The following is a 23609-nucleotide window of genomic DNA, read 5'->3' on the forward strand; positions in this document are numbered from 1 at the left end:
TCAGTGTTTTCAAAAAAGGAGCCGCGTTTGTGATCCTGTGTCGTTTCATCCTGGCAGCGCTGCTGCTGGGGCTTTGGGCGCCGTCACTGCTGGCGCAACCGGTGCATGCATTAACGGTTTACGGCGAAGCCCCCAAGTACCCGGCAAACTTCAAGCACCTGGACTACGTCAACCCGAACGCCCCCAAGGGCGGCAGTTTTCGCCGCTCGTCCATGGAAGGCGGCGCGTTCGATCACCTGATCCCGTATGTCGACAAAGGCACCGGCATCACGCAGATCCAGGGCTGGCTGTACAGCCCGCTGGCGTACCGCTCACAGGATGAGCCCTACACCGTGTATGGATTGGTGGCGCAGACCCTGGAGCTGGCCGACGACCATTCGTGGATACGTTTCTACCTCAACCCCAAGGCGCGTTTTGCCGATGGCACGCCCATCACCGCCCAAGACGTGGCCTACACCTTCAAGCTGTTCACCACCCAGGGCAGCCTCGCGTACCGCCAAACCTTTGCCGACGTGGATGAGGTGCAGGTGGAATCACCGACCCAGGTGCGCTTCACCTTCAAAAGCGCCGACAACCGCACCTTGCCGCTGGATATCGCCTCGTTGCCGGTGCTGCCGGAGCATTGGTGGCGCGGGCGTAACTTTGCCAACGGCGGCGGCTTTGAACCGCCGCTGGGCAGCGGCCCGTACCGCATCAGCGCAGTGGACAACGGCCGCAGCGTTACCTTCGAGCGGGTCAAGGACTGGTGGGGGCAAGACCTGCCAGTGGCCCAAGGGCAGTACAACTTCGACAGCCTGCGCCTGGAATTTTTCGCCGACACCGACGTGTCGCGCCAGATCCTGCAAGCCCAGGGCTATGACTTCAACCGCGAGTTTTCTGCCACCAGTTACTCGGTGGGCTACGACGGTGAAGCCCTGCGCGACGGGCGACTGCAACGCGAACAGCTGGCCCCGAATGCGGTGCAGGGCACCCAGGGGTTTGTGTTCAACCTGCAAAAACCGCAGTTCCAAGACCGCCGCGTGCGTGAGGCGCTGAGCTTGCTGTGGGATTTCGACTGGAGCAACCGCCAGATCATGCACAGCATGTACCTGCGCCAGCGCAGCTTTTTTTCGCGCAGCCCGCTGGCGGCCAGTGAGCTGCCCGACGCCCAGGAGCGGGCGATCCTCGAACCCTGGCGCGGCCAGGTGCCGGATGCGGTGTTCGATGCGGTGTATCAACCGCCGCACACCGACGGCAGCGGCCGCATTCGGCCCCAGCAGGCGCAAGCCTTGAAGTTGCTTGAGGCGGCGGGCTGGACACCCAAGGGCGACCAACTGGTGAATGCCGAAGGCACGCCGTTGCAATTCACCTTCCTCAACAGCCAGAAAGGTTTCGAGCGTTTGCTGCTGCCGTACAAACGCAACCTGGCGCAGATCGGCATCGGCTTCAACATTCGCATGATCGACTCGGCCCAGTACACCAACCGCGTGCGCGCCCGGGACTACGACATGATTGTTGTGGGCTACCCGGTCAGCCCATCGCCGGGCCGCGAATTGATCAACTATTTTGGCTCCGAAAGCGCCGACGACCCGGGCTCCAACAATTACATGGCGCTGCGCAGCCCCGCAGTAGACGCATTGATCGATGGCCTGGTGCGCGCCAACGACCGTCCGAGCATGGTGCGCTACGCCCACGCGCTCGATCGTGTTTTGCAGTGGGGCTTCTATTGGATTCCCAACTACTATCCGCCAGGCTCGTCGTCGCTGTGGTGGAACCGTTTCGGCCGCCCGCGCACGGCGCCGCTCAATGAGGTGGGCATCGACACCTGGTGGGAGCTGAGCCCGACGCCGCTGACCACCGCGCAAATGCGTGAACTGACCGAGGTGAGCCAACATGCTGGCCTATAGCGCGCGCCGTTTGTTGCTGATCGTGCCGACCCTGCTGTGCATTTTGCTGGTGAATTTTTTTATCGTGCAGGCCGCACCCGGTGGTCCGGTGGAGCAAGCCATCGCGCGCCTGCAAGGCATCGGCACCCAGGCCTCCGCGGCGGGCACCCGCGTGGAAACGGGCAGCACTGAATCACGCACCACCCGTGGCCTGGACCCGGCGCTGGTGGCCGATATCGAGCGCCAATACGGCTTTGACAAACCCTTGGGCGCACGCCTGTGGCTGATGCTCAGCAGCTACGCGCGACTGGATTTCGGCGACAGCTTCTTTCGTGGCGCCAAGGTCACCGACCTGATCCTGCAAAAACTGCCGGTGACCTTGTCGCTGGGCTTTTGGGCCACGCTGATCAGTTACCTGGTGTCGATCCCGCTGGGCATTCGCAAGGCCGTGCGCCATGGCAGCCGCTTTGATGTGTGGAGCAGCGCGGCGGTGATCATCGGCCATGCCATGCCGGCGTTTCTGTTTGCGTTGCTGCTGATCGTGGTGTTCGGCGGCGGCAGCTTGTTGAACTGGTTTCCAGTGCGCGGGCTGGTCTCGGAAAACTTCGCCGAGCTGTCCTGGGCGGGCAAGGTGGTCGACTACTTCTGGCACCTGGTACTGCCGGTGTCGGCGCTGGTGATCGGCGGCTTTGCCACCCTGACCATCCTCACCAAAAACAGCTTTCTCGATGAAATCAGCCGCCAGTACGTGGTGACCGCACGGGCCAAGGGCTTCAGCGAAAAGCAGGTGTTGTACAAGCACGTGTTTCGTAACGCCATGCTGTTGATCGTGGTCGGGCTGCCCCAGGCGCTTACGGCCATGCTGTTCGGTGGCTCGCTGCTGATTGAAGTGATTTTCTCCCTCGACGGCCTCGGCCGCTTGAGCTACGAAGCGGCGGTGGCGCGGGATTATCCCGTGGTGTTCGGCACGCTGTTTATCTTCACCTTGGTGGGGCTGGTGATCAAATTGCTCGGTGATGTGTGTTACCGGCTGCTGGACCCGCGTCTGGATTTTTCTGCGAGGGCGCATTGATGCAGGCTTTTTCCCCGACCACACGCCGCCGCTGGCTGCACTTCAAACGTAATCGCCGGGGCTGGTGGTCGCTGTGGCTGTTTGTGGCGTTGTTTGTTGCCTGCCTGGGCGGTGAGCTGTTGGCCAATGACAAGCCCTTGCTGGTGGCCTACCAGGGCGCTTTGTATTTTCCGGCATTGGAGCGCTATACCGAGCAGGACTTCGGCGGCACGCTGCCGTTTCAACCGGACTACCGCGACCCTTACGTGCGCGAGCTGATCGAAGGGCAGGGCGGCTGGATGCTGTTCGCGCCGGTGCCGTTCAGCTACGACACGGTCAATTACGACCTCACCGCGCCATCGCCCACGCCGCCCAGCGCGCAGAACTGGCTGGGCACCGATGACCAGGCGCGGGATGTGCTGGCACGGGTGATTTTCGGCACCCGCGTGTCGCTGTTGTTTGCGTTGGCATTGACCGTGGTGAGCGCCTTGATCGGTGTCGCCGCCGGCGCACTGCAAGGCTATTACGCCGGCTGGGTCGACCTGTTGGGGCAGCGCTTGATCGAGATTTGGTCCGGGCTGCCGGTGCTGTATTTGCTGATCATCCTGTCCGGGTTTGTCGAGCCGAGCTTCTGGTGGTTGCTGGGGATCATGGCGCTGTTTTCCTGGCTGACCCTGGTAGACGTGGTGCGCGCTGAGTTCCTGCGCGGGCGCAACCTGGAATACGTGAAGGCCGCACGCGCCCTCGGTGTGGGCGATTTTGCGGTGATGCTGCGGCACATCCTGCCCAATGCCGTGACGGCGACTTTGACCTACCTGCCGTTCATCCTCACCGGCGCGATATCCACGCTCACTGCGCTGGATTTTCTCGGCTTCGGCATGCCCACCGGCAGCGCCTCGCTGGGTGAGTTGATCGGGCAGGGCAAAAACAACCTGCAAGCCCCATGGCTGGCGCTGACGGCATTTTTTGCGCTGGCGCTGATCCTGTCCCTGTTGGTGTTTATCGGCGAAGCCTGCCGCGATGCCTTTGACCCTCGATCCTGATAAGCGAGCCGTGCCGTGACTGATGCGTTGATTGAAATCCGAAACCTGCAGGTGGCGTTCGAGGGGCACAAGGCGGTGCGCGGTATTGACCTGGATATTCGCGCCGGCGAATGCCTGGCGCTGGTGGGCGAGTCGGGCTCCGGCAAGTCGGTGACCGCGCATTCGATCCTGCAATTGCTGCCCGCGCACACCACGCGCACCCAGGGCAGCATTCGCTACCTGGGCGAAGAGCTGCTCGGCGCGCCGCCTGCGCGCCTGCGCCAGATTCGTGGCGACCGCATCGCCATGATCTTTCAAGAGCCGATGACCTCGCTCAACCCGCTGTACAGCATCGAGCGACAACTGTCCGAAACCCTGCTGCTGCACAAAGGCCTGGGCGGTGCGGCCGCACGCGCGCGCGTCTTGGAATTGCTCGAACTGGTGGGCATCCAGCAGCCGCGCCAGCGCCTGAATGCCTACCCGCATCAACTCTCCGGCGGCCAGCGTCAACGGGTGATGATTGCCATGGCGCTGGCGTGTGAGCCGCTGCTGTTGATCGCCGATGAGCCTACCACCGCGCTGGACGTGACCGTGCAGCGGCGCATTCTCACGCTGCTCAAAGACCTGCAACACCGCCTGGGCATGGCGCTGTTGCTGATCAGCCACGACCTCAACGTGGTGCGCAGCATTGCCCAGCGCGTGGCGGTAATGCGCGCGGGGCAGATCGTCGAACAGGCCGAGTGCCAGACCCTGTTTGCTGCACCGCAGCACGCCTACACTCGCCAGTTGCTGGAAGCCGAGCCGGACGGGCGTGCGCTCGAACGCGCGCCGGCCGGCAACCTGCTGGAAGTGGACGGCCTGAGAGTCTGGTTCGCCCAAGGCGGCCTGCTGCGGCGTAAGCCGCCGATCAAGGCGGTGGACGGCATCGACCTGCGTTTGCAGCGCGGCAAAACTCTGGGCATTGTCGGCGAGTCCGGCTCGGGCAAGTCCACGCTGGGCCAGGCGATCCTGCGCCTGGTGGACGCCCAGGGCAGTATCCGCTTTGAGGGCCAGGCCCTCGACGCCCTTAAAGGCAAGGCGCTGCGCCCATGGCGGCGCAAGCTGCAAGTGGTGTTCCAGGACCCGTTTGGCAGCCTCAGCCCACGCATGAGCGTGCAGCAAATCATTGAAGAAGGCCTGCGCGTGCACACCGACCTCACTGCCGCCCAGCGTGAAGCCGACGTCATCAGCGCACTGCGCGACGTCGGCCTCGACCCCGACACCCGCCACCGTTTCCCCCACGAGTTTTCCGGCGGGCAACGCCAACGCATCGCCATCGCTCGCGCGCTGGTGATCAAACCCGACCTGATTCTGCTCGACGAACCCACCTCGGCGCTGGACCGCACCGTACAAAAACAAGTGGTGAGCCTGTTGCGTCGGTTGCAGGAGGAGCACGGCCTGACTTACCTGTTTATCAGCCATGACCTGGCCGTGGTACGCGCGTTGGCGCACGACTTGATGGTGGTCAAGGACGGCGTGGTGGTGGAGGCGGGGAGTACGCAGCAGCTGTTTGAGGCGCCGCAGCATGCGTATACGCGGGATTTGCTGGTGGCCTCGGCATTGCGGCCACTGGAATGATCAGTTCCCACAGCGCTCGGCAGGCAACAAAGATCAACTGTGGGAGCTGGCTTGCCTGCGATGACGGTGTGTCAGCGTAAGCCTATGCCACTTATCCACCGCTATCGCAGCATAGAGTGGGCTGTTGTGGCGAGCAGGCGTGCCCTGCGTTGGGCTGCGAAGCGGCCCCAAATCCAGACGCTGAGTTCTTTCAGGAAAATTGCAGTGCCTTTACTGGGGCTGCTTCGCAGCCCAACGCAGAACAAGCCTGCTCGCCACAGGAGAAATTGGCTGCCTTCAAAAGTTGTGTAGATACCCATAGCTATCGCAGGCAAGCCAGCTCCCACAATCACTGTGGGAGCTGGCTTGCCTGCGAAGGCATCAACACGGGCGACCTGCCGAGCCGAAAGACCTGAATCGCTGCAGTATCAGGCCAGGCGTGCCCGCCAATCACCGCCATGCTGGAGGTTGCAGGCTTCTTCGCAATCAAAGCGCACGCAGCGCTCGATTTTCACGGGGGCCACCTCGGCGTCGTGCAATGCCGCAGCCGTCAGTTCGCGCATACGTTTGTCCGCGCCGTTTGCCAGGGCCTGCTCCTTGTTGGCCCGCGTATCGAACACCCAAATCACCCGGAGGCTTTGCGGGAACGCGGCGTAATCAACCGTGTGAGTCAGCCACTCGAAGCCCGGGATTTCAGCCTTGGCGGTTTCGCAGGCTTCGGTCAGCGTGGCGACCAGGCGGCGTTCGAGGCGGGCGGTGTCGCGTTTGGTTAGGGGCATCAAAGGTCCTGAGATTCAAAAAAAGTCATCACATCATCCGGCCCGTATTCACGGGTTAGCCAGGTGCTTCCATCGGTTCGAAGTGAAACGCCTTAGACCTGAATGTCACACCACGCTTCAACGGCGTGCAGCCGCAAGGTCAGCCCCGATGCGAAGCACACGACCACGTGATGGTCGGCGGGGAAGGTGTCGCAGAGGTAGAACGTTTCTGCCTCGGCGTCGGCCGCCACAATGCCGATGGCGTGAAGCACTGTGTCGTCCTCAATCGGGCTGTCATGGCGCCCTTCGGCCGAAAAATAACTCACGCCATGGAAGGTGATGGTGATTTCCCGTGGCTCTTCGGGCGGCACCCAGTCCTCGGTTCGTCGCGTAAACCTGAGCGACAGCGTGCGCTCAGACAGCGCGTAATGGATGTTGCTGGCGACATAGAAATTGTGCAGGTCACAGGCGCGTCCTTCGACCTCAACCTCTATATGCCCGAGTACAAAACCGTGGAATTTCATCGCGCCTGCCTATCGTTGCTGAAAGGCGACCTTGAGCCCCAGCCCCATAAACAGCGTGCCGATGATTTTGCCTTCCCAGCGACGCAACTTTGACAGCCCCTTGATCCCGCGACTCAACGGGCGAATCGAGATCGCCAGCAAGCTCGTATAAATCGCGCTGAGCACCGAAAAAATCAAACCCAGCACCGCAAACTGCACCAGCGACGAGCCGGATTCTGGATGAACAAATTGCGGCAAAAAGGCCAGAAAAAAGATCGCGGTTTTCGGGTTCAGCACCTCGGCCCCGATCGCCTGGAAAAACGCCTGGCGCGGCGTCACCGCCGGTAACTCAAGGCGCGCATGCGTGCCGGTTTTAGCCATGAAGGCCCGCACGCCCAGGTAGATCAGATACGCCGCACCGGCCCACTTCACTGCATTAAACGCCGCCGCCGAAGTCATCAAAATCGCCGACAGGCCCAGTGCCGCGCACAGTGTGTGAATCAAATCGCCGCAAGCCACCCCCAGCCCGGTGGCGATGCCCACCTTGCGCCCGCCTTGAATCGTGCGCGTGAGCACCAACAGCACCGAAGGGCCGGGGATCAGGAAAAGACCGATCACCACGGCGACGTAGGTGACGAGGGAGGCGAGTTCAAACATGGCGGCGATCTCTGAGTCAGGCACGGCCTACAGTAATCCTCATGTAGAGGGGTAATGCAACGCCGCTCAAGCAAACGCCGCCTGCATAAATGCCTGCAAGCCTTTTTCTTCCAGAATCTCGATGGAGAAATGCCCAAATCGCTTGGGCAACCAAATGATGCGCGTGCCGGATGGCGACTGCAGATCCTCCAGGGCCAATGGCCGGCCGTTCTCATCCTCCGGTTGCACGCCCTTGGCGACCAACTCGGCATAGGCCACCTCGATGTCCGGCGTGGTGTAGCAGTGCCGGTAAATCATCCCTTCGCCGTGTGCGTCCAACAGCTCGCGCAAGTTACCCGCCAGCGGCTGCACCAGCATGAAACGCTCCTGGCCCATCAGCACAACCGCATACCGCACATGAAAGCCGCCGCGATTCCAGACTTGAGTGGTGGAGAGGTTGGCGTTGAAAATGTTGGCGTAATACGCGCACGCCTGTTCGAGGTCCTCGACCAATACATCGACGTGGCTGAATGTCAGCTCCATTGCATGCCCTCTGGCGGATGTGGGTTCAGGCGACACTAGTCGATTTACAACTGTTTACGTATTCAAAGAAACCTTCGTTATAGGCTTTCAACAGCCCGACCCACTGTTCGCTGAGCCTGCCGCCATGCAACTGCCTGCCATCGCTGTCACGTTTTTTGCCCTCGCCACCTTGCAGTCACCATGGGCGCAAGGCGCGACGCCCATCACCCATGTCGCCCTCTACCGTGGCCCGGCGGGGTGTGATGACTGTTCCGAGAACGTCAAAAACGCCTTGCTACGGCTCAGCCCGAACTACCAGATCGACTTTGTCGGCGCGGACGAAGCCATCGACATCACCCCGCAAAACCTTGCGCGTTACGACCTCTATGTTCAGCCGGGCGGCGGGCAAGATATTCCCGCTGCGCTCGACAGCTTTGGTGACGCACGCGTGGACGCCATTCGTGAATACGTGGCCAAGGGCGGGCGCTACCTGGGGTTATGCATGGGCGCTTATCTGGCGGACAACAGCAACTTTGGGTTGATACCGCAGGACTTGGACTCCGAAGCCGGGCGGCCAGGGTTTGAAGTGCGCGGGATTGAAGATGCGGCGGTGCGGGTGGTGTGGGATGGCAAGCTGGACAGTGTGTTCTATCAGGACGGGCCGTATTTTCCCGAGGTTGATGGCCACGCGCCGTATACGGTGATTGCGACTTATCGCAATGGGGATGTGGCGGCGGCGCGGTATCGGTATGAGAAGGGCGTGGTGGTGCTGAGCGGGCCGCATCCGGAGGCGGGGAAGGCGTGGTTTGAGAATGCGGGGATTGCGGTGAGTGAGATGCCGCGGGGGGAGTTGTTTGGGGTGTTGGTGGGGAGGGTGGGGAAATGATGTATTTATTTACGTTTGTTCGGTAGCGGGTTATTGGAAAGGGCAGTTTTCGGCCAATAACGGACATTCAAAAGGTATATGAAAAAAGTGCCTTTTCACAAGGCAGCATACGTGTATCTAAAAAACTAGTAAAAAATGGAAGCAGATTAATTTCCTTGAAAGTAAGTCCGCCCCCATTTTCTGTGCTAGAGATTGGCTGCGCTATTGAGTTAGGGCTCATTTATAGCTATATGTGTCATCGAGGCGAACCTTGTGAATAACTATTTTTCTTCTCGATTTTGTAAGCTGTTCAAATGAAAGCTGTATGGCATTGTGGGCTTGGATGCTGCCTTGTCGTGCATCAGTCATAAGCCATGACTCAATTATGGGTAGATCCTTTTGATTTCCTGCTCCTTTTTTTAGGGTGTCTAGTAGGTCCCAATATTGATTTGAATAGTTTTGAATATTTTTTAATGCTCTTCTGATGTCGAAAGCTATCAAATTAAGTTGGGGGATTTTTGTCGTAAGTTCTTTAAGGATGTATTCTAGATCGCTAATATCGTCATCATTAATTGAAATCCCTAGTGCTAAATGGCTAGAGAGACTGGGTTGAATGCTGAGTTTTCGAAGCACACTTCGAAGTCGACGGCAGTAAAATATCATCAGCTCTGCAGCTTCTTGTTTTCGGCGTGACTCTTCAGAGATTTTTAAACCCCATTGAATAGCACCACTTGAAACTACTCCGATAATTGCTGCAGTTGCTCCAACCAATGCTCCCTGTACTGCTGGCTCCATTAATATTACTCCTTTTTGATTTGTATGTGCTGAGAAAAAGCGGCGGTCCGCTTTCGCGATATATGAAAATTGCATAAATCGGGTGAGGTCACGATTTAAGCAATCGCCCAAACGTGGTCTGACCCCGATTACATTCATTTGATGGTGATAACAAAATCCATTGTAGTCATGCTGGCAAGGTTGCTATCAATATAGTCACAAAGCAAGCCTGTCACCAGTTTTCTAGATACACCCTTGATGTCCTGATTTTTTCTGTGTTCCAAACCTATGCCTGCGAATCGGAACAGCTGTTCTGAGCTTGCGTCAGTGAAGCCACTATTGTTCCGGTAAAAGGGGCAGATTTATTTTCAGGAAAAAATCTGTCCCTTTACCTCTTACTTGCGGCCCTCAATCATTTAGCAAGCTCACGAACAAAGCGTGCGCATCCCTCGGGGTCGGGAGTTGGCCATTTGACCGTGATTGATAGTTCATCAACGGGTATCTCAATGATTGCCAGTGCCTCAGTCCGCCGTTTATATGAAATCGAGGTCAGATCACCATTGGTTTAAACGTGGGCTGACCCTGAGGAATCTACCAAAAGTGCGGTCAGGTAGGGTGCAGTTGTCCACTACAGCGTCGGTAACCGGTCCAGCGCGCAAGTGCGCTCTATTTTCGGCTCGTCGGCCGTGGGCACGCGCACGCCCGAATCGACATTGAATATGTCGATGTAACAACGGCTCAGCGAGCCCGGGACGTCGACAATCCCTCCCTTTATCACATAGCGTGCGCCCGGCGAAAATTCGCTGACAAACGCTACGCTGCACGAGCGATGGGCATTGGCCACGCCGCGCATTTCCAAGTGCAGCGGCTTGCCGGCTTCAATTGGGAAAAATCCCTCCGGCGTCGAGACATTCTTATAAACGGAAACCAACTGCTTCCCCATCCCTGACTCAGTCGCCACGGTTCTGCCGTATTTGCAGCCGATGGCAGGCGCCTCGACCAGAGTCACGCCGTTTCGATAATTTTCCATAGAGACCAATTCGCTGCGGATCAGCGCCTGGGGCGCCCCCGCCGGCACAAGGTATTTCGGCGGTGGGGCGCAGCCTACAAGTAGCAGAACTGAGCACAGGTAGAGAGGCTTCATAATTTCCTTATTAATGGAGGTAGAGGCGGCACTAACAGGCCTGATCAATCACAGTGAGTCAAGCAATAAGTGAGAAGGATTGGCCGCTCACCAGGTTGAATTAAAGATAGGGTCAGACCACATTTAGATAATGGTGGTCTGACCCTATTGTTTCTCCTAAAGATCATACCCAGCATCAAATGCTTATAGACGAAGGTCTATACAAACCTTCTGAGCTTAAAGAGGCCGGCGGGAAAAATACTCTGTTTTCGGCTATATCAAAAAAAATCAACTTGCGTTTCCAAGAGATCTTTTTGAGATATGATCAAATTTGCGCGCATGATGGAAGTGTTAGTTTGTTCATTATGTCTGATGGCGCTTATCACCCGTGGGAGTTGAGGCCTCGCTTTTTGGAAAGTACTCTGGAAGATCCAAGCCGGTTCGCAGCAAACCTACGTAGACGTATTGTACGGCTGGTGCCCACGGATGATTGTTCGCTTGTGGCTGTTAAATTGACAGTAAAACCACAGCTTGAACTTTTCGATTAGATTTTCACGTTAAATCTGGCTGCATTAAGTGCAAGCTTAAATGTAGCCAGCTTATTTCTCTTTGAAATGCAATAACTATAGATCTAAGCATCCGGTTGCCTATAGCCGTTCATTACTTCAGCCCTAATGTGATGACGCAAACTTGAACGGATGACGCCTTGCCCACTAAGTGCCGAAGCACCGGGGCAGAAAATTTCGTCCTGAGTAATTAGATATTCTACAAACATTCCTGCCAAATGTGCCCAGTCACCCGCATCCAGCTTTTTTGAATTTAGTAAATTTCGTATTTTAAATAGCGCGTCACATGATCGGATTGGCGTTGATAGTCCAACATGCTCAACATAGGTGGCATCATCTGATGCAAGCTCTATGTGGATTAATCCAGATGGGGTGATTTTTACCCGTGTATTATCCTCAAGAGTTTCCATGGTCGGGTCGTATGCTTCGATTAATCTATAGGAAAAAAGAGCGTCCAAATGCCTGCGTGTAATTTTTCGGGCCAAACCAATGGGCTCCAAGTAATCCATCAAAAGATTAACTTCAAGATACTTGGATTCAATGTCGTCAGTGACTGCACTCTTATTCTTCAACACCTGCATGATCGAGAGTCTAGCTAACGGCGAAGAAATATGATCGGCATGAATGGCGTACATGTTGAGTATGAAGGCACTGTCCTCTTGAGAGAAACAGGTGTAATCACCAAGATAAATCGCTTTTTTTATTTTTGAAGTTGGAATGCGTAGCCTGTGCCCCTGGGACATATAAGTTTTTATCAGGTCTTCGATTGCGATATGAGGGGAGACAAGCGTTTTTCTCGTGAGTTCAAGGCTTCGCCTGATATCGTAATTACACAGCGAGCTAATCAGTCGAGATATATATTCGGTTTCTATAAAAATGGTTTCAATGCAAGCAACGAAGGCTTTTAAGTCTTGCAGGCCAACCCTGATACCTTTCGTCAGGAAATAGCGAGTTGCTTGGCCGGCATCATTGTCGTCAAGTTTTGTTTGTACAAAGGCAGCGCGCTTTTGAAGTATTTCCTTTGTTGAGGGTGTTGGCAAATAAAATGCCTTATAGTTATATGATTGAAATGGTCCATGCTTAGAAAGCTGCCAAATAGTTCTATCGGTGACTGGACATATGACAAAAGACTTTTTGATGGATCTAAATATAGCTTGTGCGTATTGAAAAACCGCTTCTTGAAACTCTCTTGAAAAGTGATCTGCATTATCAAACACCAAGCATGGCATCATCTGTCGGGCTCCTACGCAATGCCATAGCAAATTACTTAAATACAAGTCCAGTTGTTCAAGTCGCTGTTTGTTAATATGCTTGCCAAAATCTATCTTAAATTGTGATTTGTTGGTAATGTATAACTCCTTCATCTCGCCAGTAGACCAGCGCTTATACTCGCGCCAGTACACACCCCGTAAATCGTCGTACTCTGGCTCATTCGGAAATAATGCCCGCTCACAAATCGAAGCTAGCCGAGCGTCTAACCAGGCAGTAATGCCTTCAATGCTACCAGGCGAATCCCGCAAATCAATTTTTAGAACCAGGCATTTGGATCTGAGTTCATCATTTAAGGTAACTTTGAAAAAACGATCAATGTAAGTGGATTTTCCAGCCCCCTTATTTCCAATAATTAAGGCGAATTCGCCGCGCTCGCTTGCTACAGCGTCGCGTATATCTGCCTCGAGCCCATAATGTGGGTTCGAGTCGACGTAAGAGATACTATCCACAATGTTCTTTGCAATTTTTTCAAGATGGATGTCTGTTTCTCTGCTTTCTTTGCTTTCGACAAAGCAATTGATGAGCATGTCAGGATCATGATCGCCAGACATTGAGCTAAAAAAACTCGAAAATACTTTGTCGATATCTCTGGCTAAGTCAGTTTTTCTCATCATTGATGATTGAGAGTCTATCTTCGCTGACTGAAGAAGTTCCGATTGCGTTACAGATATACCTTCACTTTCATGGAGGTAATATTTGTATAAATCTTGCGTTACACCTTCTATAGAGAAAAGCTCATAAAATTCGGAAAAATCATCTTCTATTGACTTCAGATTAGGAAACGTCGCCACTTTGTAATCTTTTTTAGGTCTGCCGTCACCTCTTATCGGCCAATGACCTATCCATTCATATCCGTTAGTTAGTGCGCAAAATTGTACGCCAACGTCTAAGCAATACATCTCAGCTTGCCTTAAGGTTGACTGGGCATTCTTCGCCGCAGGTCCGTCGTATTTATAGTACGCACGCTTTTCTTGTTTCGTTGTAACAAGAGAGATTTCGCTTCGTTTTGCTTCGACAACAAAACGATTTCGATCCCCATACTGCAGTAAATAATCGATCCGCCCTTCATCTAGATGAGGCTCAGTTTTAAAAGACTCTCTAGGCCAGCCAAGCACCTCCATCAAAAACCTATCGATTAATTGAAACCGCGCATCCTGCTCTGTGATGATCGAGTCAGCATTAGCTTCAGCATATCTTTTAATCTCTAAAAACGCTCTGAATGCTTTATCTGTATTCATAGGGGGCGTTCCTTTGCGGTGATCTATGTTGTTCACTTAGCGGCCAACACTCAGTCAAGACCTAATCAGCTCAAATGTCCATGTGCGCATTAACGCGCGGGAGCGCAAAAATCGATATAAATCGAAGGCGTCTGCCATCAACTAGAGAAAGCTCTGGTCGCTGCAACGACTCAGGAGGTGGGAGGACGGGCGCATTCCTCTTCTTCGAGTTCGACGTTCAGCTATGTTCCCTCTAGGTCACGTCAGCCTCCGTTCGTTTTTGGCCGGAAGCTGACCTGTCATCAGCGTCCGCTTTTGGCCGAAAGCAGCCCCTTTCCCCGCTAACCGGTCTACCATGGCATCCCCCGGCAGTGGTCCATGCGCTCCCGATCATTTTTTTATCAAGGTATCGCCATGTCCATCGACCAAATCTCCCTCCCAAAAGGCGTTGGCCCTCACGCCATCAAGCTGCTCGACGCCATCACCGGCGCTTCCACGCACGAAGAACTCAACCGCGCTGGCGGCAAGGCTGAAGGGTTTGTGTTGGGGCTGGAAGCCACCAAAGCCATCAAAAGCCAGATCGCCGAGTCGTTGTATGTGGCTTATGACGATGCGGCGAGTAACCGCGCGGGTGAGTTGAAGGGTTAAGAACCGGCAATGCAGGACGTTGCGCGCGCAGGTCGGTAAACTGGGCGCCTTTTTATTTCTCAGGATGAGGCTGTCATGTTCAAAGTTGCTCTCGCGTCACTGCTGCTGGCGTGTGCCTTCGGCGCTCAAGCGGATACGACTGTTGATGTGTCAAAGATTTACGGCAACATCAAGTTTGTCAGTAGCTTCCCGGACTATAAGGTCAAGGTGGTAAACAGTTTCCCTGACCTTAAGGTAAAACAGGTGAGCAGTTTTCCCGATTCGGCCGGCAAGTGGAAAACAGTCGAGAGTTTCCCCGACTACAAGATCCAGATTGTTGACTCCTTTCCAGACTTCACCATTCAGTACGTTGATTCGTTCCCTGGGGTTAATTGAAGGCAGCGCCCTCAGCGGCGCTGCCGTGGGCTGTGGGTCAGCCAGGGCAAGGCGCTTCGCGGTCGAGCAATTTGGCCGTGAGCAGCACGCCCAGTTCGCTCAGTTGGTGGATGGCCAGGGCGATGTCGCGGTGTTTGCCGCACAGGTCTTCGGACAGGTCGAGCAGCAGGGTGCTGACGCTGGTGAAGGTTTCGTAGCTGTTGGTGATGAGGGTTTCGGTGCTGGCGTCGGGGACGACGGTGAAGAGGGTGGTTGAGTCTGCTTTTAGCATGTTTGAATTCCTGTTTAGAGCCATCACCCTTTAGCTACTAAACATAAGGGTGGCGGCTGTACGCAGGTTAGTAGACCGGGGAATCCAAACGAAGCCGGCGCACCCTAAGGTGCCCTGCGCACAGCCGCCATCAAATACAGACAAAATGTCTGACTGATGAAGCTTGTGCACACTGTTTGGATAAACCCTCAGGCTACTAAACCCGATCACTGAACATTCAGCGACCGAGCCACCTTAGAGACGGCCACCCCAGCGCACAAGCCGGCGGATTCTGACGCACGCGTAGGCAATGGGGCAAGGTGCTGCGGGCCGTTCGCAATTCCCCAGGCAGAGGAAACTCCCTTGTGGCGAGCACAGGCTTGCCCTGCGTTGGGGTGCGAAGCGGCCCTAAAACCGGCGACCGAGTCTTACTGTTGGATCGCGGTGGCTGGGTTGGGAGCGCTGCGCACTCCAACGCAGGGCAAGCCTGCTCGCCACAAGAAGTCTTCAAGCCACAACAAGTCTTCAAGCCACAACAGGCCTTCAGCCACAGCAAGTCTTCAATCCACAACAGGTCTTCAAGCCACAACAGGCCTTCAGCCACAGCAAGTCTTCAATCCACAACAGGTCTTCAAGCCACAACAGGCCTTCAGCCACAACAAGTCTTCAAGCCACAACAGGCCTTCAGCCACAGCAAGTCTTCAATCCACAACAGACTTTCAAGCCACAAGAAGTCTTCAAGCCACAAAAGGCCTTCAACCCACAACAAGCCTGCTTGCCACCACCATGCCGGGTTAGAACGCCTGGTTCACCCCAACCCCACGCATGACCGAAAACCGTGGGTCGATCAGCTTCAGCGTTTGCTCGCCCTTCAGGCGCCCGACTACCACGTGGTAGGTCTTTGGCGCTTCGGAGAGGTTTTCCGGGTTGCGGGCCAGTTTTTCAATCGCCGGGGTGTTGGCCCAGTCGGCGATGGTTTTCTGACGGATGTCGACGGTTACCACCCAGGATTTGTCCACGGCGGCGCCCATGGGGTTGGTGTTGGCGGCAATGTTCTGGACCTTGGCGATTTCATAGCCCTGGGCGTAGCAGAACCCGGATTCCTGCTGCACGTAGGCGGCGCGGCCGGCGTCGGTGAGGGTGTAGGTTTTGTCGCTTTTGGCCAGCAGGCCGGCGTTGGTCAGCGCATCGAAGGCCGGCTGGTTGGCGCTGGAGGTGCCGCTCATGACGCTGTCACTCAAGGTCACCGGGAAGCTGTTGAACATCGCCGCCTTTACGCAGGAAGCCCCTTCCAGCCTGGGTTGCAGCGCGGCTTGAATGTCGGCGTCCGATGGGCTGTCGCTGCACGCGGTGAGCAGCAACGCGGCGGCGGTGATGAGGGCCATTTCTCTGATTCGCATCGTTTTATCCTTGACGATTGGTAGCGGGCGGGCAAAGTGTATAGAAATATGGCTGTCACGAAACCCTCCCGCCAGTCGTGTAGGGTCGGTGGCTTGAGCCGCACTGAACAGCCAAGGATTAACCATGACATTGACCGTCAACACCCTGCTCGAACTGGCCATGGCCAACCCCATCAACGCCCAGATTACCGCGCGCCTGCCCGACCTCGGTGTGGAGCAGTGCATGCTCACGGCGGGCTGCCTGTTCCAGGCCGTATGGAACCATCAGTCAAACTTGCCTGCGGCTCAGGGCGTAAAGGACTACGACGTCTTTTACTTCGACACGGATCTGTCCTACGAAGCTGAGGACAAAGTGATCCGCGCCGCCGAACGTTTATTTGAGGATTTGGGCGTTAACGTCGAGGTCAAGAACCAGGCGCGGGTGCACCTGTGGTACGGCGAGCGCTTTGGGCGGCCTTACCCACAGCTGCACTCGGCTAAACAGGGCGTGGACCGCTACCTGGTGGCCGGTACGTGCATCGGGCTGGAGATCGACACGGGCGAAGTGTATGCGCCCTATGGCTTAGCGGATGTGGAGCAGGGCGTGTTGCGCATCAACCCGCTGCACCCGGAGCCTGAGTTGTTCGCCGCCAAGGCCCGCAGTTATCAAGCGCGCTGGCCTTGGCTGAAGATCGTTGCGCCGGATGATTTGTGAACTTTTACCGACTCCCCATACGTCCTATCTTCAAATGAACCCTGAGAGTGGATAGCCCATGATCTTCCTGATTTTCCTCATCGCCTGCGGCGCGGCCGCCAGTACCGGTGTTATTTTCAAGCCCGGCCAGTGGTACGAAAGCCTGGTAAAACCCAGCTTCACCCCACCCAATTGGTTGTTTCCGGTGGCCTGGACGGTCATCTACCTGCTGCTCGCGTGGGCGGGCTATCGCCTGACGATGATCCCCGGCAGCCAATTGGCCCTGGGCTTGTGGGCGGCGCAGATTGCGCTGAACACGCTGTGGACGCCGGTGTTTTTCGGCGCGCATAACCTCTTCGCCGGGATGGTGGTGATTGTGCTGCTGTGGCTGGTGGTGGCGGCGTTGGTGGTGATGGCGTTGCGGTTGGACTTGATCACCGGGTTGATTCTGTTCCCCTACCTGGCGTGGCTGAGCGTGGCGGCGGCGTTGAATTTCTCGATTTTGCGGAACAATCGCTGATGGCCTACACACCCTGGCCTGCCAGCGAGCCTGAGCTGGCGCAGATGCGCGACTTCAACAAGAAGCTTGCCTGGATGCCGCGCTTTAAAATCCGCAACCGCGTCACGCCGCGTGTGATTCAGGCGCTGTTGCGGGTCAGCCAAACGCTCAAGAAAGCGCCGCCGGCAGAAACCCGCACGGTGGGCGCAGTGCCCGTGCGTATTCTGCGGCCGGCAGGCAAAGCCAAAGGCGTGGTACTGGATATCCACGGCGGCGGCTGGGTGATCGGCAATGCGCAGATGGACGACGACCTGAACCTGGGCATGGTGCAGGCGTGTGGCGTGGCAGTGGTGTCGGTGGATTATCGGCTGGCGATCGACACGCCGGTTGAGGGGCTGATGGAGGACTGCCTGCATGCTGCGCGCTGGCTGCTCAGCAGTGACGAGTTTGCCGACTTGCCGGTGTTTGTCGTGGGTGAGTCAGCCGGTGGGCATCTGGCGGCGGCAACCTTGCTGGCGCTTAAGCAATGGCCGGATTTGCTCAAGCGCGTGAGCGGTGCGGTGTTGTACTACGGCGTGTACGACTTGACCGGCACACCGAGCGTGCGCACGGCGGGGCCGCAGACATTGTTGCTGGACGGGCCGGGAATGGTCGAAGCGCTGCGCATGCTCACGCCGGGGTTGAGTGATGAAGAACGTCGGCAACCACCGTTGTCGCCGTTGTATGGCGACCTGACCGACTTGCCGCCAGCGTTGATGTTTGTCGGCGAACTCGACCCGTTGCTGGACGACACGCTGCAGATGGCCGAACGCTGGGGCGCGGCTGCGCAGGTTGAGGCACACCTGTTGCCGGAATCAGCCCATGGGTTTATTCATTTTCCGGTGGCGATGGCAGATGGCGTACTTGCTTACAGTCGGGGGTGGATATCGGCGAGGATCTAGGCGGTATTGGATTACAGCCATTAGCCATTCGAGCCACACGGCGCTCGCTTTATCTTCCGACGTCAACATCTGGATCTGCGGTCATGAACACTCGTCTTCACTCACGACGCCTTCCAGCGTGAAGTCCTGAAAAGTGAAGGTAGAGTGGGTGATATCTTTCCGATTCTCCTACAGGCCGCGTAACCTCTGACACCCTGATTTTCAGACTCTCGCAAGGACGCACACGTGACCATTTCCCATGCAGTCGTAGGGCTATCGGCATTTTTGCTGGTGGCGGGTGTTCAAGCCGCCGAATACAACTTCTCGTTTGATGTGCCCTATGGGCAGTACGAGCGGCAATTCAAAATGAAGACCCCAGGTGACGGCACGTTGAACTGCACGGTGTTCATCGAAAAAGAATACCGGGGCGAGAAGTGGGTGCCGTCAGTGATTCTGGCGGCTGCCGAAGACGATGCCGAGGACGACACGCTGTTTCTGTCCAGTTCTACCGAGCCAAACGGCGGGCCTCGCACGTTCCACCTGCGTACGTTCAATCAGGCGAAGCCGGTCATTGACAAGACGCTGTGGCAGGCCCCCGATGAGAAGGGCGTGTATAAGCTCGCCGTGTCGTGGTATGCCAATGGCGCCATCGGTTATCAGTACGGCGTCTATGCGAGTTGGCAAGAGAAGCAGTTCGTCGAGAAGCCAGGTTTTTCCACTCGCCATGTCAGCGTCCATGCCTCGGGCGTGAAGGGCTCTGCTTTGTGCTACGTGCAGACCAAATGACACTGAGCGTGTGGGTTGGGAACTTAAAAGCTGATCGATAAGTCAGGTTAATCAGTTGCTCCTTTCCCTCATCAGGACCTCACCATGCGCGAATACACCCTGAACTACCTGTTCAACGACGAGCCCCGCACCCACGTGTTTGAACTCAAACAGCCTGAACTGCCCCTGCACGAGGCGGCGATGCATTTACTGCAATTGCATTTTGGCGATGCGGAGAATGGGTTGATCCTGCCGCCTGCGGATGCGACGCCCGAGGAGATTCTGGAGCAGGCGCAGGTGGTAGGGATCAGTCAGATCAGGGTTGTATGAACGAGCGACCGGTCATTCAGGACGTGACCTGCGACGACATTCCAGCAGTGCTGGATTTTGTCCTTGAGGCTCGCGGCGAGCTTTTCCCCAAGCTCAGCGCAGCCGGCATGCCGGACGATCTGGTGCGATTTGAAGCGGTGTATGTTCATGGCGACGGCCAGTTTTCGATCGCCCGCGTCGATGGCCGGATTGTTGCGGCCATCGGCTATGTGCCCTACGACGGGCGCTTCTCCCAGTTGAATTACCAGGGCCTCAAGACGGTGGAGGTGGTACGCCTGTTTGTGGCGCCGGCGTCGCGCCGATTCGGGTTGGCGGGTGAGTTGTACGGCGCGCTGGAGGCGAAGGCGCGGGGGGAGGGGGTGGAGATGGTTTACCTGCATACTCATCCGTTTCTTGCTGGGGCGATTGATTTTTGGCTTCGGCAGGGGTTTGAGATTGTTGATGTCGAGGCGGATCCGGTTTGGCGGACGACGCATATGCAGCGGTCGCTGTAGCGCTGGCGGCTGGGTTTTTTTGGGGGGCTGAGTGGATATCCGTGATTGGGGGGTGGCTCAGAGGGTTCCGCCCTTACGGCGGGTCACTTTGGAAAAGCCCCAAAGTAACCAAAGGGCTCTTGCCCCACCACTCGGCACCTCGCTTAGGCTCGGTGTGCCCTCACGCAGGCTTTGGATCGTGGGCCGCCGCGATGGGCCATCCATGGCCCAACACGGCTAAACCGGCGTCCTGCCGGTTTACCCACGCTCCAAAACCTGCGTTCGGCCAGCGTGGTTTAACGGGGCGCCTAAGATCAAAAGCAGATCAAGATCAAAAGCAGAGCACGGCGGCCTAGTAGCCGACCTGAGTGGTTAGATCAAAAGCGCAAGCGAGGCGGCCTGACAGCCGACCTGATTCTGAGAGCTGAACCCAATTCAATGTGGGAGCGGGCTTGCCCGCGAAGGCGGCGGGTCAGCCGACTGACATGCCACTGACACACCGCCCTCGCAGGCAAGCCAGCTCCCACAGAAAGGCAAAGCGGTGCGGCACTGGCAGATGAACGCGGTCAAACTGTGGGAGCGGGCTTGCCCGCGAAGGCGGCGGGTCTGCCGACTGACATGCCACTGACACACCGCCCTCGCGGGCAAGCCAGTTCCCACAGTTGATTGGTGGTGTTGTTAGGGGCCGCAGTCAGCTCATCAGTTCGAGCGCAACCGCAGGATCTGAGCGCCGTCAAACGGGTCTGTCAGGTAGTGCGCCTGTACCCCGAATGTCTCTTGCAATCGCTGCGGCGTCAGCACCTCCAGTGGTGGGCCCAGCGCCACCAGCCGCCCGCGGTCCAGCACGGCCAGGCGATCGCAGGTCAGTGCCTGGTTGAGGTCATGCAGCGCAATCAAGGTGGTTACCGGCAAGGCCTGCACGCCCTTCAAGATCGCCAGTTGGTGCTGGATATCCAGGTGATTGGTCGGCTCATCCAGCAACAGAATCTGCGGCCGTTGCGCCAGGGCGCGGGCGATGTGCACGCGTTGGCGTTCGCCGCCGGAAAGGCTGCGCCACGCGCGTTTGCTCAGGTGGGTGGCGTCTACGTCGTGCAGCGCCTGACCCACAATGGCGTCGTCTTCGTCAGACCACGGGCTCAGCGCCGACAGCCAGGGCGTGCGGCCCAGCGCCACGGCGTCGAACACGCGGATGGCATCGTCGGTATCAGCCTGCTGCTCCACCACGGCCAGTTGCTGCGCGATGGCGCGCCGGGATAGGCGGCCCAAGTGCTGGCCGCCCAACAGCACTTCACCGGACGCCGGTGCACGCAAACCGGCGAGCAGTTTGAGCAGGGTGGACTTGCCGGAACCGTTCGGCCCGACAATGCCCAAGGTTTCACCTTGCTGAACGTCCAAGTGGATATCGCGCAGCAACTCGGCATCGCGCACTTTGAACCCCAGCGCTGTGCAACTGAGCACCGTCATCGCGCATTTCTCCGGCCGATCAGGATCAGCGCAAACACCGGCGCGCCGACCAGCGCGGTGACCACGCCGACCGGAATCACCTGGCCCTTGATCAACGTGCGCGAGAGCACGTCGGCGGCGATCAAAAACAGCGCACCGCCCAAGGCGCTGGCCGGCAGCAGCCGTGAATGCCCGGTACCGACCAGCAGGCGCACGGCATGCGGAATCACCAGCCCGACAAAGCCAATGGAGCCGACAATCGACACCATCACCGCCGTCACCAATGCCGCGCAACCCACCAGCACAAACTGCACCCGGCGCACCGGAATGCCCAGCGAGGCCGCCGAGTCGGTGCCGAAGGTGAAGGCATCCAGCGCGCGGCGGTGCCACAGGCACACCGCCAGGCCTGCGACGGTCACCGGCACCGCCAGCCACACCGACGGCCAGCGCACCCCGCTGAGGTTGCCCAGCAGCCAGAACATGATGCCGCGTGCCTGCTCGGAGCTGGCGGACTTGGTGATCAGGAACGCGGTGAGGGCGTTGAACAGCTGTGACCCGGCGATGCCGGCGAGGATGATCTGGCCGGTGCCGCTCGCCGAGCCGCTGGCGCGCGCCAGCAGAATCACCAGCGCAAAGGCCGCCATGGCGCCGACAAACGCGCCTGCCGACAGCGAAACCAGACCGCCGCCGACGCCGATCAGCGCCACCAATACCGCGCCGGTCGAGGCGCCGGCGCTGATGCCCAGCAGATAAGGATCGGCCAACGGGTTACGCAACAACGACTGCAAGATCACCCCGCACGTGGCCAACCCGGCACCGCACGCGGCGGCGACCAGGGCGCGGGTCAGGCGGTAATTCCACACCACGCCTTCGTCGATCGGGTCGAGCGCGTAACCGGCTGCCCACAGTTTGTTGGCAAGCACCTGCAACACCACCTGCGGTGCGATGGCGGTTTCGCCAATGGCCACGCCGGCGAGCACGGCGAGCAACAGCAGCGCCAGGGCGAGAAGGGTACGCATCATTTGCGCAGGTCGTAGCCGTCGATGGCGGCGGCCAGCTGTTCCAGGCCATCGAACGTGCGCACGCTGGCCTGCAATGCCAGAGCGTCGAGGATGATGATGCGGTTGTTTTTCACCGCGTCCATGTTGCGCGTCACCGGGTCACTGCGCAGGAAGGCGAGTTTCTTTTCATGGTCGTCGGCGGGGTAGCGGCGCCGGTCCATGCGCGCGATCACCAGGAAGGTCGGGTTGGCCTTGGCGATGGTCTCCCAGCCGACGGCGGGCCACTCTTCATCGGACTGCACCACGTTGTGCAGGCCCAGGGTTTGGAGCATGAATTCGGGCACGCCCTTGTGGCCGGCCACGTACGGGTCGCTGGCCATTTCCGAGCTGGAGAACCACACCAATGCGCTGGCCTGCTTGAGGCCTTTGCTGTGGGCGGTGGCGATGGATTTGGCCAAGCGCGCCTTGAGTTCGTCGTTCAATTGTTGGCCGCGCGCCTGTACGTCGAAAATCTCGGCCAGTTGGCTGATGCTTTTATAGACGGTCTCGACGCGAAACGGCTCCAGCCGCGTGCCGTCGGCGCCCACCAGGTTGTCCTTGGCTTCGCAGTCGGAGGGCAGCAGGTAGGTGGGGATTTTCAGCTCGTGAAACTGCTCGCGGGTGCCGACCACACCTTGCGGGCCCACTACCCATTCCAGCTCGGCGGCCACCAGCTGCGGGCGCTTGGCGATCACCGCTTCGAAGCTGGGTTCGTTGTTGGCCAGGCGCTCAATGGCGTCGTTCTGCGCCTTGTATTGTGGCAATACGTTGTTGAACCACAGCGAGGTACCGACCACTTTGTCGCCGACGCCCAGGGCGTAAAGCATTTCGGTGGCGGCCTGGCCGATGGTCACCGTGCGCGCAGGCGCCTGCTCAAAGGTCAAGGTGCTGCCGCAGTTCTGCACCGTCAGCGGGTAGTGAGTGGGCGCCGCTTGGGCCAGGGCACAAAAGCCCAGGGCGGTGATCAGGGCAGTAACGCGTGGCAGCATCGGGCAATCTCCGGGTAAACCGTACGTGGAACTG

At 57.6% G+C, this 23609-nt stretch carries 25 protein-coding genes; 13 read left to right on the forward strand and 12 right to left on the reverse strand.

Going from position 1 to position 23609, the window contains the following annotated elements:
* The first annotated feature begins 29 nt into the window (after window positions 1–29).
* The 4 genes from AC19YS_RS18390 to AC19YS_RS18405 are packed head-to-tail and all read left to right on the forward strand — an operon-like array spanning window position 30 to window position 5555.
* Complete coding sequence (locus tag AC19YS_RS18390; protein ID WP_500602348.1) at window positions 30–1886, forward strand: extracellular solute-binding protein; 1857 nt, start codon at window positions 30–32, stop codon at window positions 1884–1886.
* Window positions 1873–2937, forward strand: a complete 1065-nt coding sequence (locus AC19YS_RS18395; protein ID WP_106576640.1) for a microcin C ABC transporter permease YejB — start codon at window positions 1873–1875, stop codon at window positions 2935–2937. Before AC19YS_RS18390 ends, AC19YS_RS18395 begins: the two co-directional genes overlap by 14 nt.
* Window positions 2937–3959 carry an ABC transporter permease gene (locus AC19YS_RS18400; protein WP_164487956.1) on the forward strand — a complete coding sequence of 341 codons (1023 nt, stop codon included), beginning with the start codon at window positions 2937–2939 and terminating at the stop codon, window positions 3957–3959. The genes AC19YS_RS18395 and AC19YS_RS18400 overlap by 1 nt, the downstream gene beginning before the upstream one ends.
* A gap of 15 nt (window positions 3960–3974) precedes the next feature.
* A complete protein-coding gene (locus AC19YS_RS18405; protein ID WP_472526379.1) occupies window positions 3975–5555 on the forward strand; it encodes an ABC transporter ATP-binding protein in 1581 nt (526 codons plus the stop codon).
* Window positions 5556–5962: 407 nt separating this feature from the next.
* Here the strand turns inward: AC19YS_RS18405 and AC19YS_RS18410 are convergent, their stop codons facing one another.
* From AC19YS_RS18410 to AC19YS_RS18425, 4 genes are all read right to left on the reverse strand, one after another.
* Entirely contained in the window at window positions 5963–6313 is a 351-nt protein-coding gene (locus AC19YS_RS18410; RefSeq protein WP_500602349.1) for a hypothetical protein, read from the reverse strand.
* Window positions 6314–6405: 92 nt separating this feature from the next.
* Window positions 6406–6816: a hypothetical protein gene (locus AC19YS_RS18415; protein ID WP_500602350.1), complete on the reverse strand. Its 411-nt coding sequence runs from the start codon at window positions 6814–6816 to the stop codon at window positions 6406–6408.
* 9 nt (window positions 6817–6825) lie between these two features.
* Entirely contained in the window at window positions 6826–7452 is a 627-nt protein-coding gene (locus tag AC19YS_RS18420; RefSeq protein ID WP_106576645.1) for a LysE family translocator, read from the reverse strand.
* A 66-nt stretch (window positions 7453–7518) separates the two neighbouring features.
* Window positions 7519–7974, reverse strand: a complete 456-nt coding sequence (locus AC19YS_RS18425; RefSeq protein WP_169367247.1) for a VOC family protein — start codon at window positions 7972–7974, stop codon at window positions 7519–7521.
* Window positions 7975–8098: 124 nt separating this feature from the next.
* Here AC19YS_RS18425 and AC19YS_RS18430 point away from each other — a divergent pair, with 124 nt between their 5' ends.
* A complete protein-coding gene (locus AC19YS_RS18430; RefSeq protein WP_500602351.1) occupies window positions 8099–8839 on the forward strand; it encodes a BPL-N domain-containing protein in 741 nt (246 codons plus the stop codon).
* Between the two features lie 216 nt (window positions 8840–9055).
* On the opposite strand, the gene AC19YS_RS18435 is transcribed toward AC19YS_RS18430, so the two are convergent.
* The 3 genes from AC19YS_RS18435 to AC19YS_RS18445 form a co-directional block, all read right to left on the reverse strand.
* Entirely contained in the window at window positions 9056–9613 is a 558-nt protein-coding gene (locus AC19YS_RS18435; RefSeq protein WP_124418052.1) for a hypothetical protein, read from the reverse strand.
* Window positions 9614–10220: 607 nt separating this feature from the next.
* Complete coding sequence (locus AC19YS_RS18440; RefSeq protein ID WP_500602352.1) at window positions 10221–10736, reverse strand: hypothetical protein; 516 nt, start codon at window positions 10734–10736, stop codon at window positions 10221–10223.
* Between the two features lie 610 nt (window positions 10737–11346).
* Entirely contained in the window at window positions 11347–13791 is a 2445-nt protein-coding gene (locus AC19YS_RS18445; protein ID WP_500602353.1) for a hypothetical protein, read from the reverse strand.
* A 393-nt stretch (window positions 13792–14184) separates the two neighbouring features.
* On the opposite strand from AC19YS_RS18445, the gene AC19YS_RS18450 reads away from it, so the two are divergent.
* Window positions 14185–14418: a hypothetical protein gene (locus AC19YS_RS18450; RefSeq protein WP_106576648.1), complete on the forward strand. Its 234-nt coding sequence runs from the start codon at window positions 14185–14187 to the stop codon at window positions 14416–14418.
* Between the two features lie 75 nt (window positions 14419–14493).
* Complete coding sequence (locus AC19YS_RS18455) at window positions 14494–14793, forward strand: 7(1) septoil knot domain-containing protein (RefSeq protein ID WP_017136894.1); 300 nt, start codon at window positions 14494–14496, stop codon at window positions 14791–14793.
* Between the two features lie 37 nt (window positions 14794–14830).
* On the opposite strand, the gene AC19YS_RS18460 is transcribed toward AC19YS_RS18455, so the two are convergent.
* Window positions 14831–15064, reverse strand: coding sequence for a DUF6124 family protein (locus tag AC19YS_RS18460; protein WP_500602354.1), 234 nt, complete (start codon window positions 15062–15064; stop codon window positions 14831–14833).
* A gap of 773 nt (window positions 15065–15837) precedes the next feature.
* Window positions 15838–16443, reverse strand: coding sequence for an SEN1982 family lipoprotein (locus AC19YS_RS18465; protein WP_500602355.1), 606 nt, complete (start codon window positions 16441–16443; stop codon window positions 15838–15840).
* Window positions 16444–16567: 124 nt separating this feature from the next.
* Between AC19YS_RS18465 and AC19YS_RS18470 the strand changes: the two genes are divergently transcribed.
* The 6 genes from AC19YS_RS18470 to AC19YS_RS18495 all read left to right on the forward strand — a co-directional run bounded on the left by AC19YS_RS18470 (window position 16568) and on the right by AC19YS_RS18495 (window position 20124).
* Complete coding sequence (locus AC19YS_RS18470; protein WP_124418051.1) at window positions 16568–17137, forward strand: nucleotidyltransferase family protein; 570 nt, start codon at window positions 16568–16570, stop codon at window positions 17135–17137.
* Between the two features lie 58 nt (window positions 17138–17195).
* Window positions 17196–17636 carry a tryptophan-rich sensory protein TspO gene (gene tspO / locus AC19YS_RS18475; RefSeq protein ID WP_106576651.1) on the forward strand — a complete coding sequence of 147 codons (441 nt, stop codon included), beginning with the start codon at window positions 17196–17198 and terminating at the stop codon, window positions 17634–17636.
* On the forward strand, window positions 17636–18556 hold the full coding sequence (locus AC19YS_RS18480; RefSeq protein ID WP_500602356.1) for an alpha/beta hydrolase: 921 nt from the start codon (window positions 17636–17638) through the stop codon (window positions 18554–18556). Before tspO ends, AC19YS_RS18480 begins: the two co-directional genes overlap by 1 nt.
* Window positions 18557–18781: 225 nt before the next feature.
* Window positions 18782–19321: a hypothetical protein gene (locus AC19YS_RS18485; protein WP_500602357.1), complete on the forward strand. Its 540-nt coding sequence runs from the start codon at window positions 18782–18784 to the stop codon at window positions 19319–19321.
* An 84-nt stretch (window positions 19322–19405) separates the two neighbouring features.
* Window positions 19406–19630: a hypothetical protein gene (locus AC19YS_RS18490; protein ID WP_106576654.1), complete on the forward strand. Its 225-nt coding sequence runs from the start codon at window positions 19406–19408 to the stop codon at window positions 19628–19630.
* Window positions 19627–20124 carry a GNAT family N-acetyltransferase gene (locus AC19YS_RS18495; protein ID WP_500602358.1) on the forward strand — a complete coding sequence of 166 codons (498 nt, stop codon included), beginning with the start codon at window positions 19627–19629 and terminating at the stop codon, window positions 20122–20124. Before AC19YS_RS18490 ends, AC19YS_RS18495 begins: the two co-directional genes overlap by 4 nt.
* Before the next feature lie 678 nt (window positions 20125–20802).
* On the opposite strand, the gene AC19YS_RS18500 is transcribed toward AC19YS_RS18495, so the two are convergent.
* From AC19YS_RS18500 to AC19YS_RS18510, 3 genes are read right to left on the reverse strand one after another with little or no spacing between them, the layout of a single operon-like run.
* Entirely contained in the window at window positions 20803–21567 is a 765-nt protein-coding gene (locus AC19YS_RS18500) for an ABC transporter ATP-binding protein (protein ID WP_500602359.1), read from the reverse strand.
* Window positions 21564–22568: a FecCD family ABC transporter permease gene (locus AC19YS_RS18505; RefSeq protein ID WP_179677036.1), complete on the reverse strand. Its 1005-nt coding sequence runs from the start codon at window positions 22566–22568 to the stop codon at window positions 21564–21566. The genes AC19YS_RS18500 and AC19YS_RS18505 overlap by 4 nt, the downstream gene beginning before the upstream one ends.
* Entirely contained in the window at window positions 22565–23575 is a 1011-nt protein-coding gene (locus tag AC19YS_RS18510; RefSeq protein ID WP_106576659.1) for an ABC transporter substrate-binding protein, read from the reverse strand. Before AC19YS_RS18510 ends, AC19YS_RS18505 begins: the two co-directional genes overlap by 4 nt.
* Window positions 23576–23609 lie beyond the last annotated feature (34 nt).

It is taken from the genome of Pseudomonas sp. MF08831, from assembly GCF_059862645.1.

Excerpts from the sequence above, each read along its gene's own strand:
- AC19YS_RS18395 (WP_106576640.1), top strand. The coding sequence starts at position 1,873 with ATGCTGGCCTATAGCGCGCGCCGTTTGTTGCTGATCGTGCCGACCCTG.
- AC19YS_RS18400 (WP_164487956.1), top strand. The coding sequence starts at position 2,937 with ATGCAGGCTTTTTCCCCGACCACACGCCGCCGCTGGCTGCACTTCAAA.
- AC19YS_RS18410 (WP_500602349.1), bottom strand. The coding sequence starts at position 6,313 with ATGCCCCTAACCAAACGCGACACCGCCCGCCTCGAACGCCGCCTGGTC.
- AC19YS_RS18415 (WP_500602350.1), bottom strand. The coding sequence starts at position 6,816 with ATGAAATTCCACGGTTTTGTACTCGGGCATATAGAGGTTGAGGTCGAA.
- AC19YS_RS18420 (WP_106576645.1), bottom strand. The coding sequence starts at position 7,452 with ATGTTTGAACTCGCCTCCCTCGTCACCTACGTCGCCGTGGTGATCGGT.
- AC19YS_RS18425 (WP_169367247.1), bottom strand. The coding sequence starts at position 7,974 with ATGGAGCTGACATTCAGCCACGTCGATGTATTGGTCGAGGACCTCGAA.
- AC19YS_RS18430 (WP_500602351.1), top strand. The coding sequence starts at position 8,099 with ATGCAACTGCCTGCCATCGCTGTCACGTTTTTTGCCCTCGCCACCTTG.
- AC19YS_RS18435 (WP_124418052.1), bottom strand. The coding sequence starts at position 9,613 with ATGGAGCCAGCAGTACAGGGAGCATTGGTTGGAGCAACTGCAGCAATT.
- AC19YS_RS18440 (WP_500602352.1), bottom strand. The coding sequence starts at position 10,736 with ATGAAGCCTCTCTACCTGTGCTCAGTTCTGCTACTTGTAGGCTGCGCC.
- AC19YS_RS18445 (WP_500602353.1), bottom strand. The coding sequence starts at position 13,791 with ATGAATACAGATAAAGCATTCAGAGCGTTTTTAGAGATTAAAAGATAT.
- AC19YS_RS18450 (WP_106576648.1), top strand. The coding sequence starts at position 14,185 with ATGTCCATCGACCAAATCTCCCTCCCAAAAGGCGTTGGCCCTCACGCC.
- AC19YS_RS18455 (WP_017136894.1), top strand. The coding sequence starts at position 14,494 with ATGTTCAAAGTTGCTCTCGCGTCACTGCTGCTGGCGTGTGCCTTCGGC.
- AC19YS_RS18460 (WP_500602354.1), bottom strand. The coding sequence starts at position 15,064 with ATGCTAAAAGCAGACTCAACCACCCTCTTCACCGTCGTCCCCGACGCC.
- AC19YS_RS18465 (WP_500602355.1), bottom strand. The coding sequence starts at position 16,443 with ATGCGAATCAGAGAAATGGCCCTCATCACCGCCGCCGCGTTGCTGCTC.
- AC19YS_RS18470 (WP_124418051.1), top strand. The coding sequence starts at position 16,568 with ATGACATTGACCGTCAACACCCTGCTCGAACTGGCCATGGCCAACCCC.
- tspO (WP_106576651.1), top strand. The coding sequence starts at position 17,196 with ATGATCTTCCTGATTTTCCTCATCGCCTGCGGCGCGGCCGCCAGTACC.
- AC19YS_RS18480 (WP_500602356.1), top strand. The coding sequence starts at position 17,636 with ATGGCCTACACACCCTGGCCTGCCAGCGAGCCTGAGCTGGCGCAGATG.
- AC19YS_RS18490 (WP_106576654.1), top strand. The coding sequence starts at position 19,406 with ATGCGCGAATACACCCTGAACTACCTGTTCAACGACGAGCCCCGCACC.
- AC19YS_RS18495 (WP_500602358.1), top strand. The coding sequence starts at position 19,627 with ATGAACGAGCGACCGGTCATTCAGGACGTGACCTGCGACGACATTCCA.
- AC19YS_RS18500 (WP_500602359.1), bottom strand. The coding sequence starts at position 21,567 with ATGACGGTGCTCAGTTGCACAGCGCTGGGGTTCAAAGTGCGCGATGCC.
- AC19YS_RS18505 (WP_179677036.1), bottom strand. The coding sequence starts at position 22,568 with ATGATGCGTACCCTTCTCGCCCTGGCGCTGCTGTTGCTCGCCGTGCTC.
- AC19YS_RS18510 (WP_106576659.1), bottom strand. The coding sequence starts at position 23,575 with ATGCTGCCACGCGTTACTGCCCTGATCACCGCCCTGGGCTTTTGTGCC.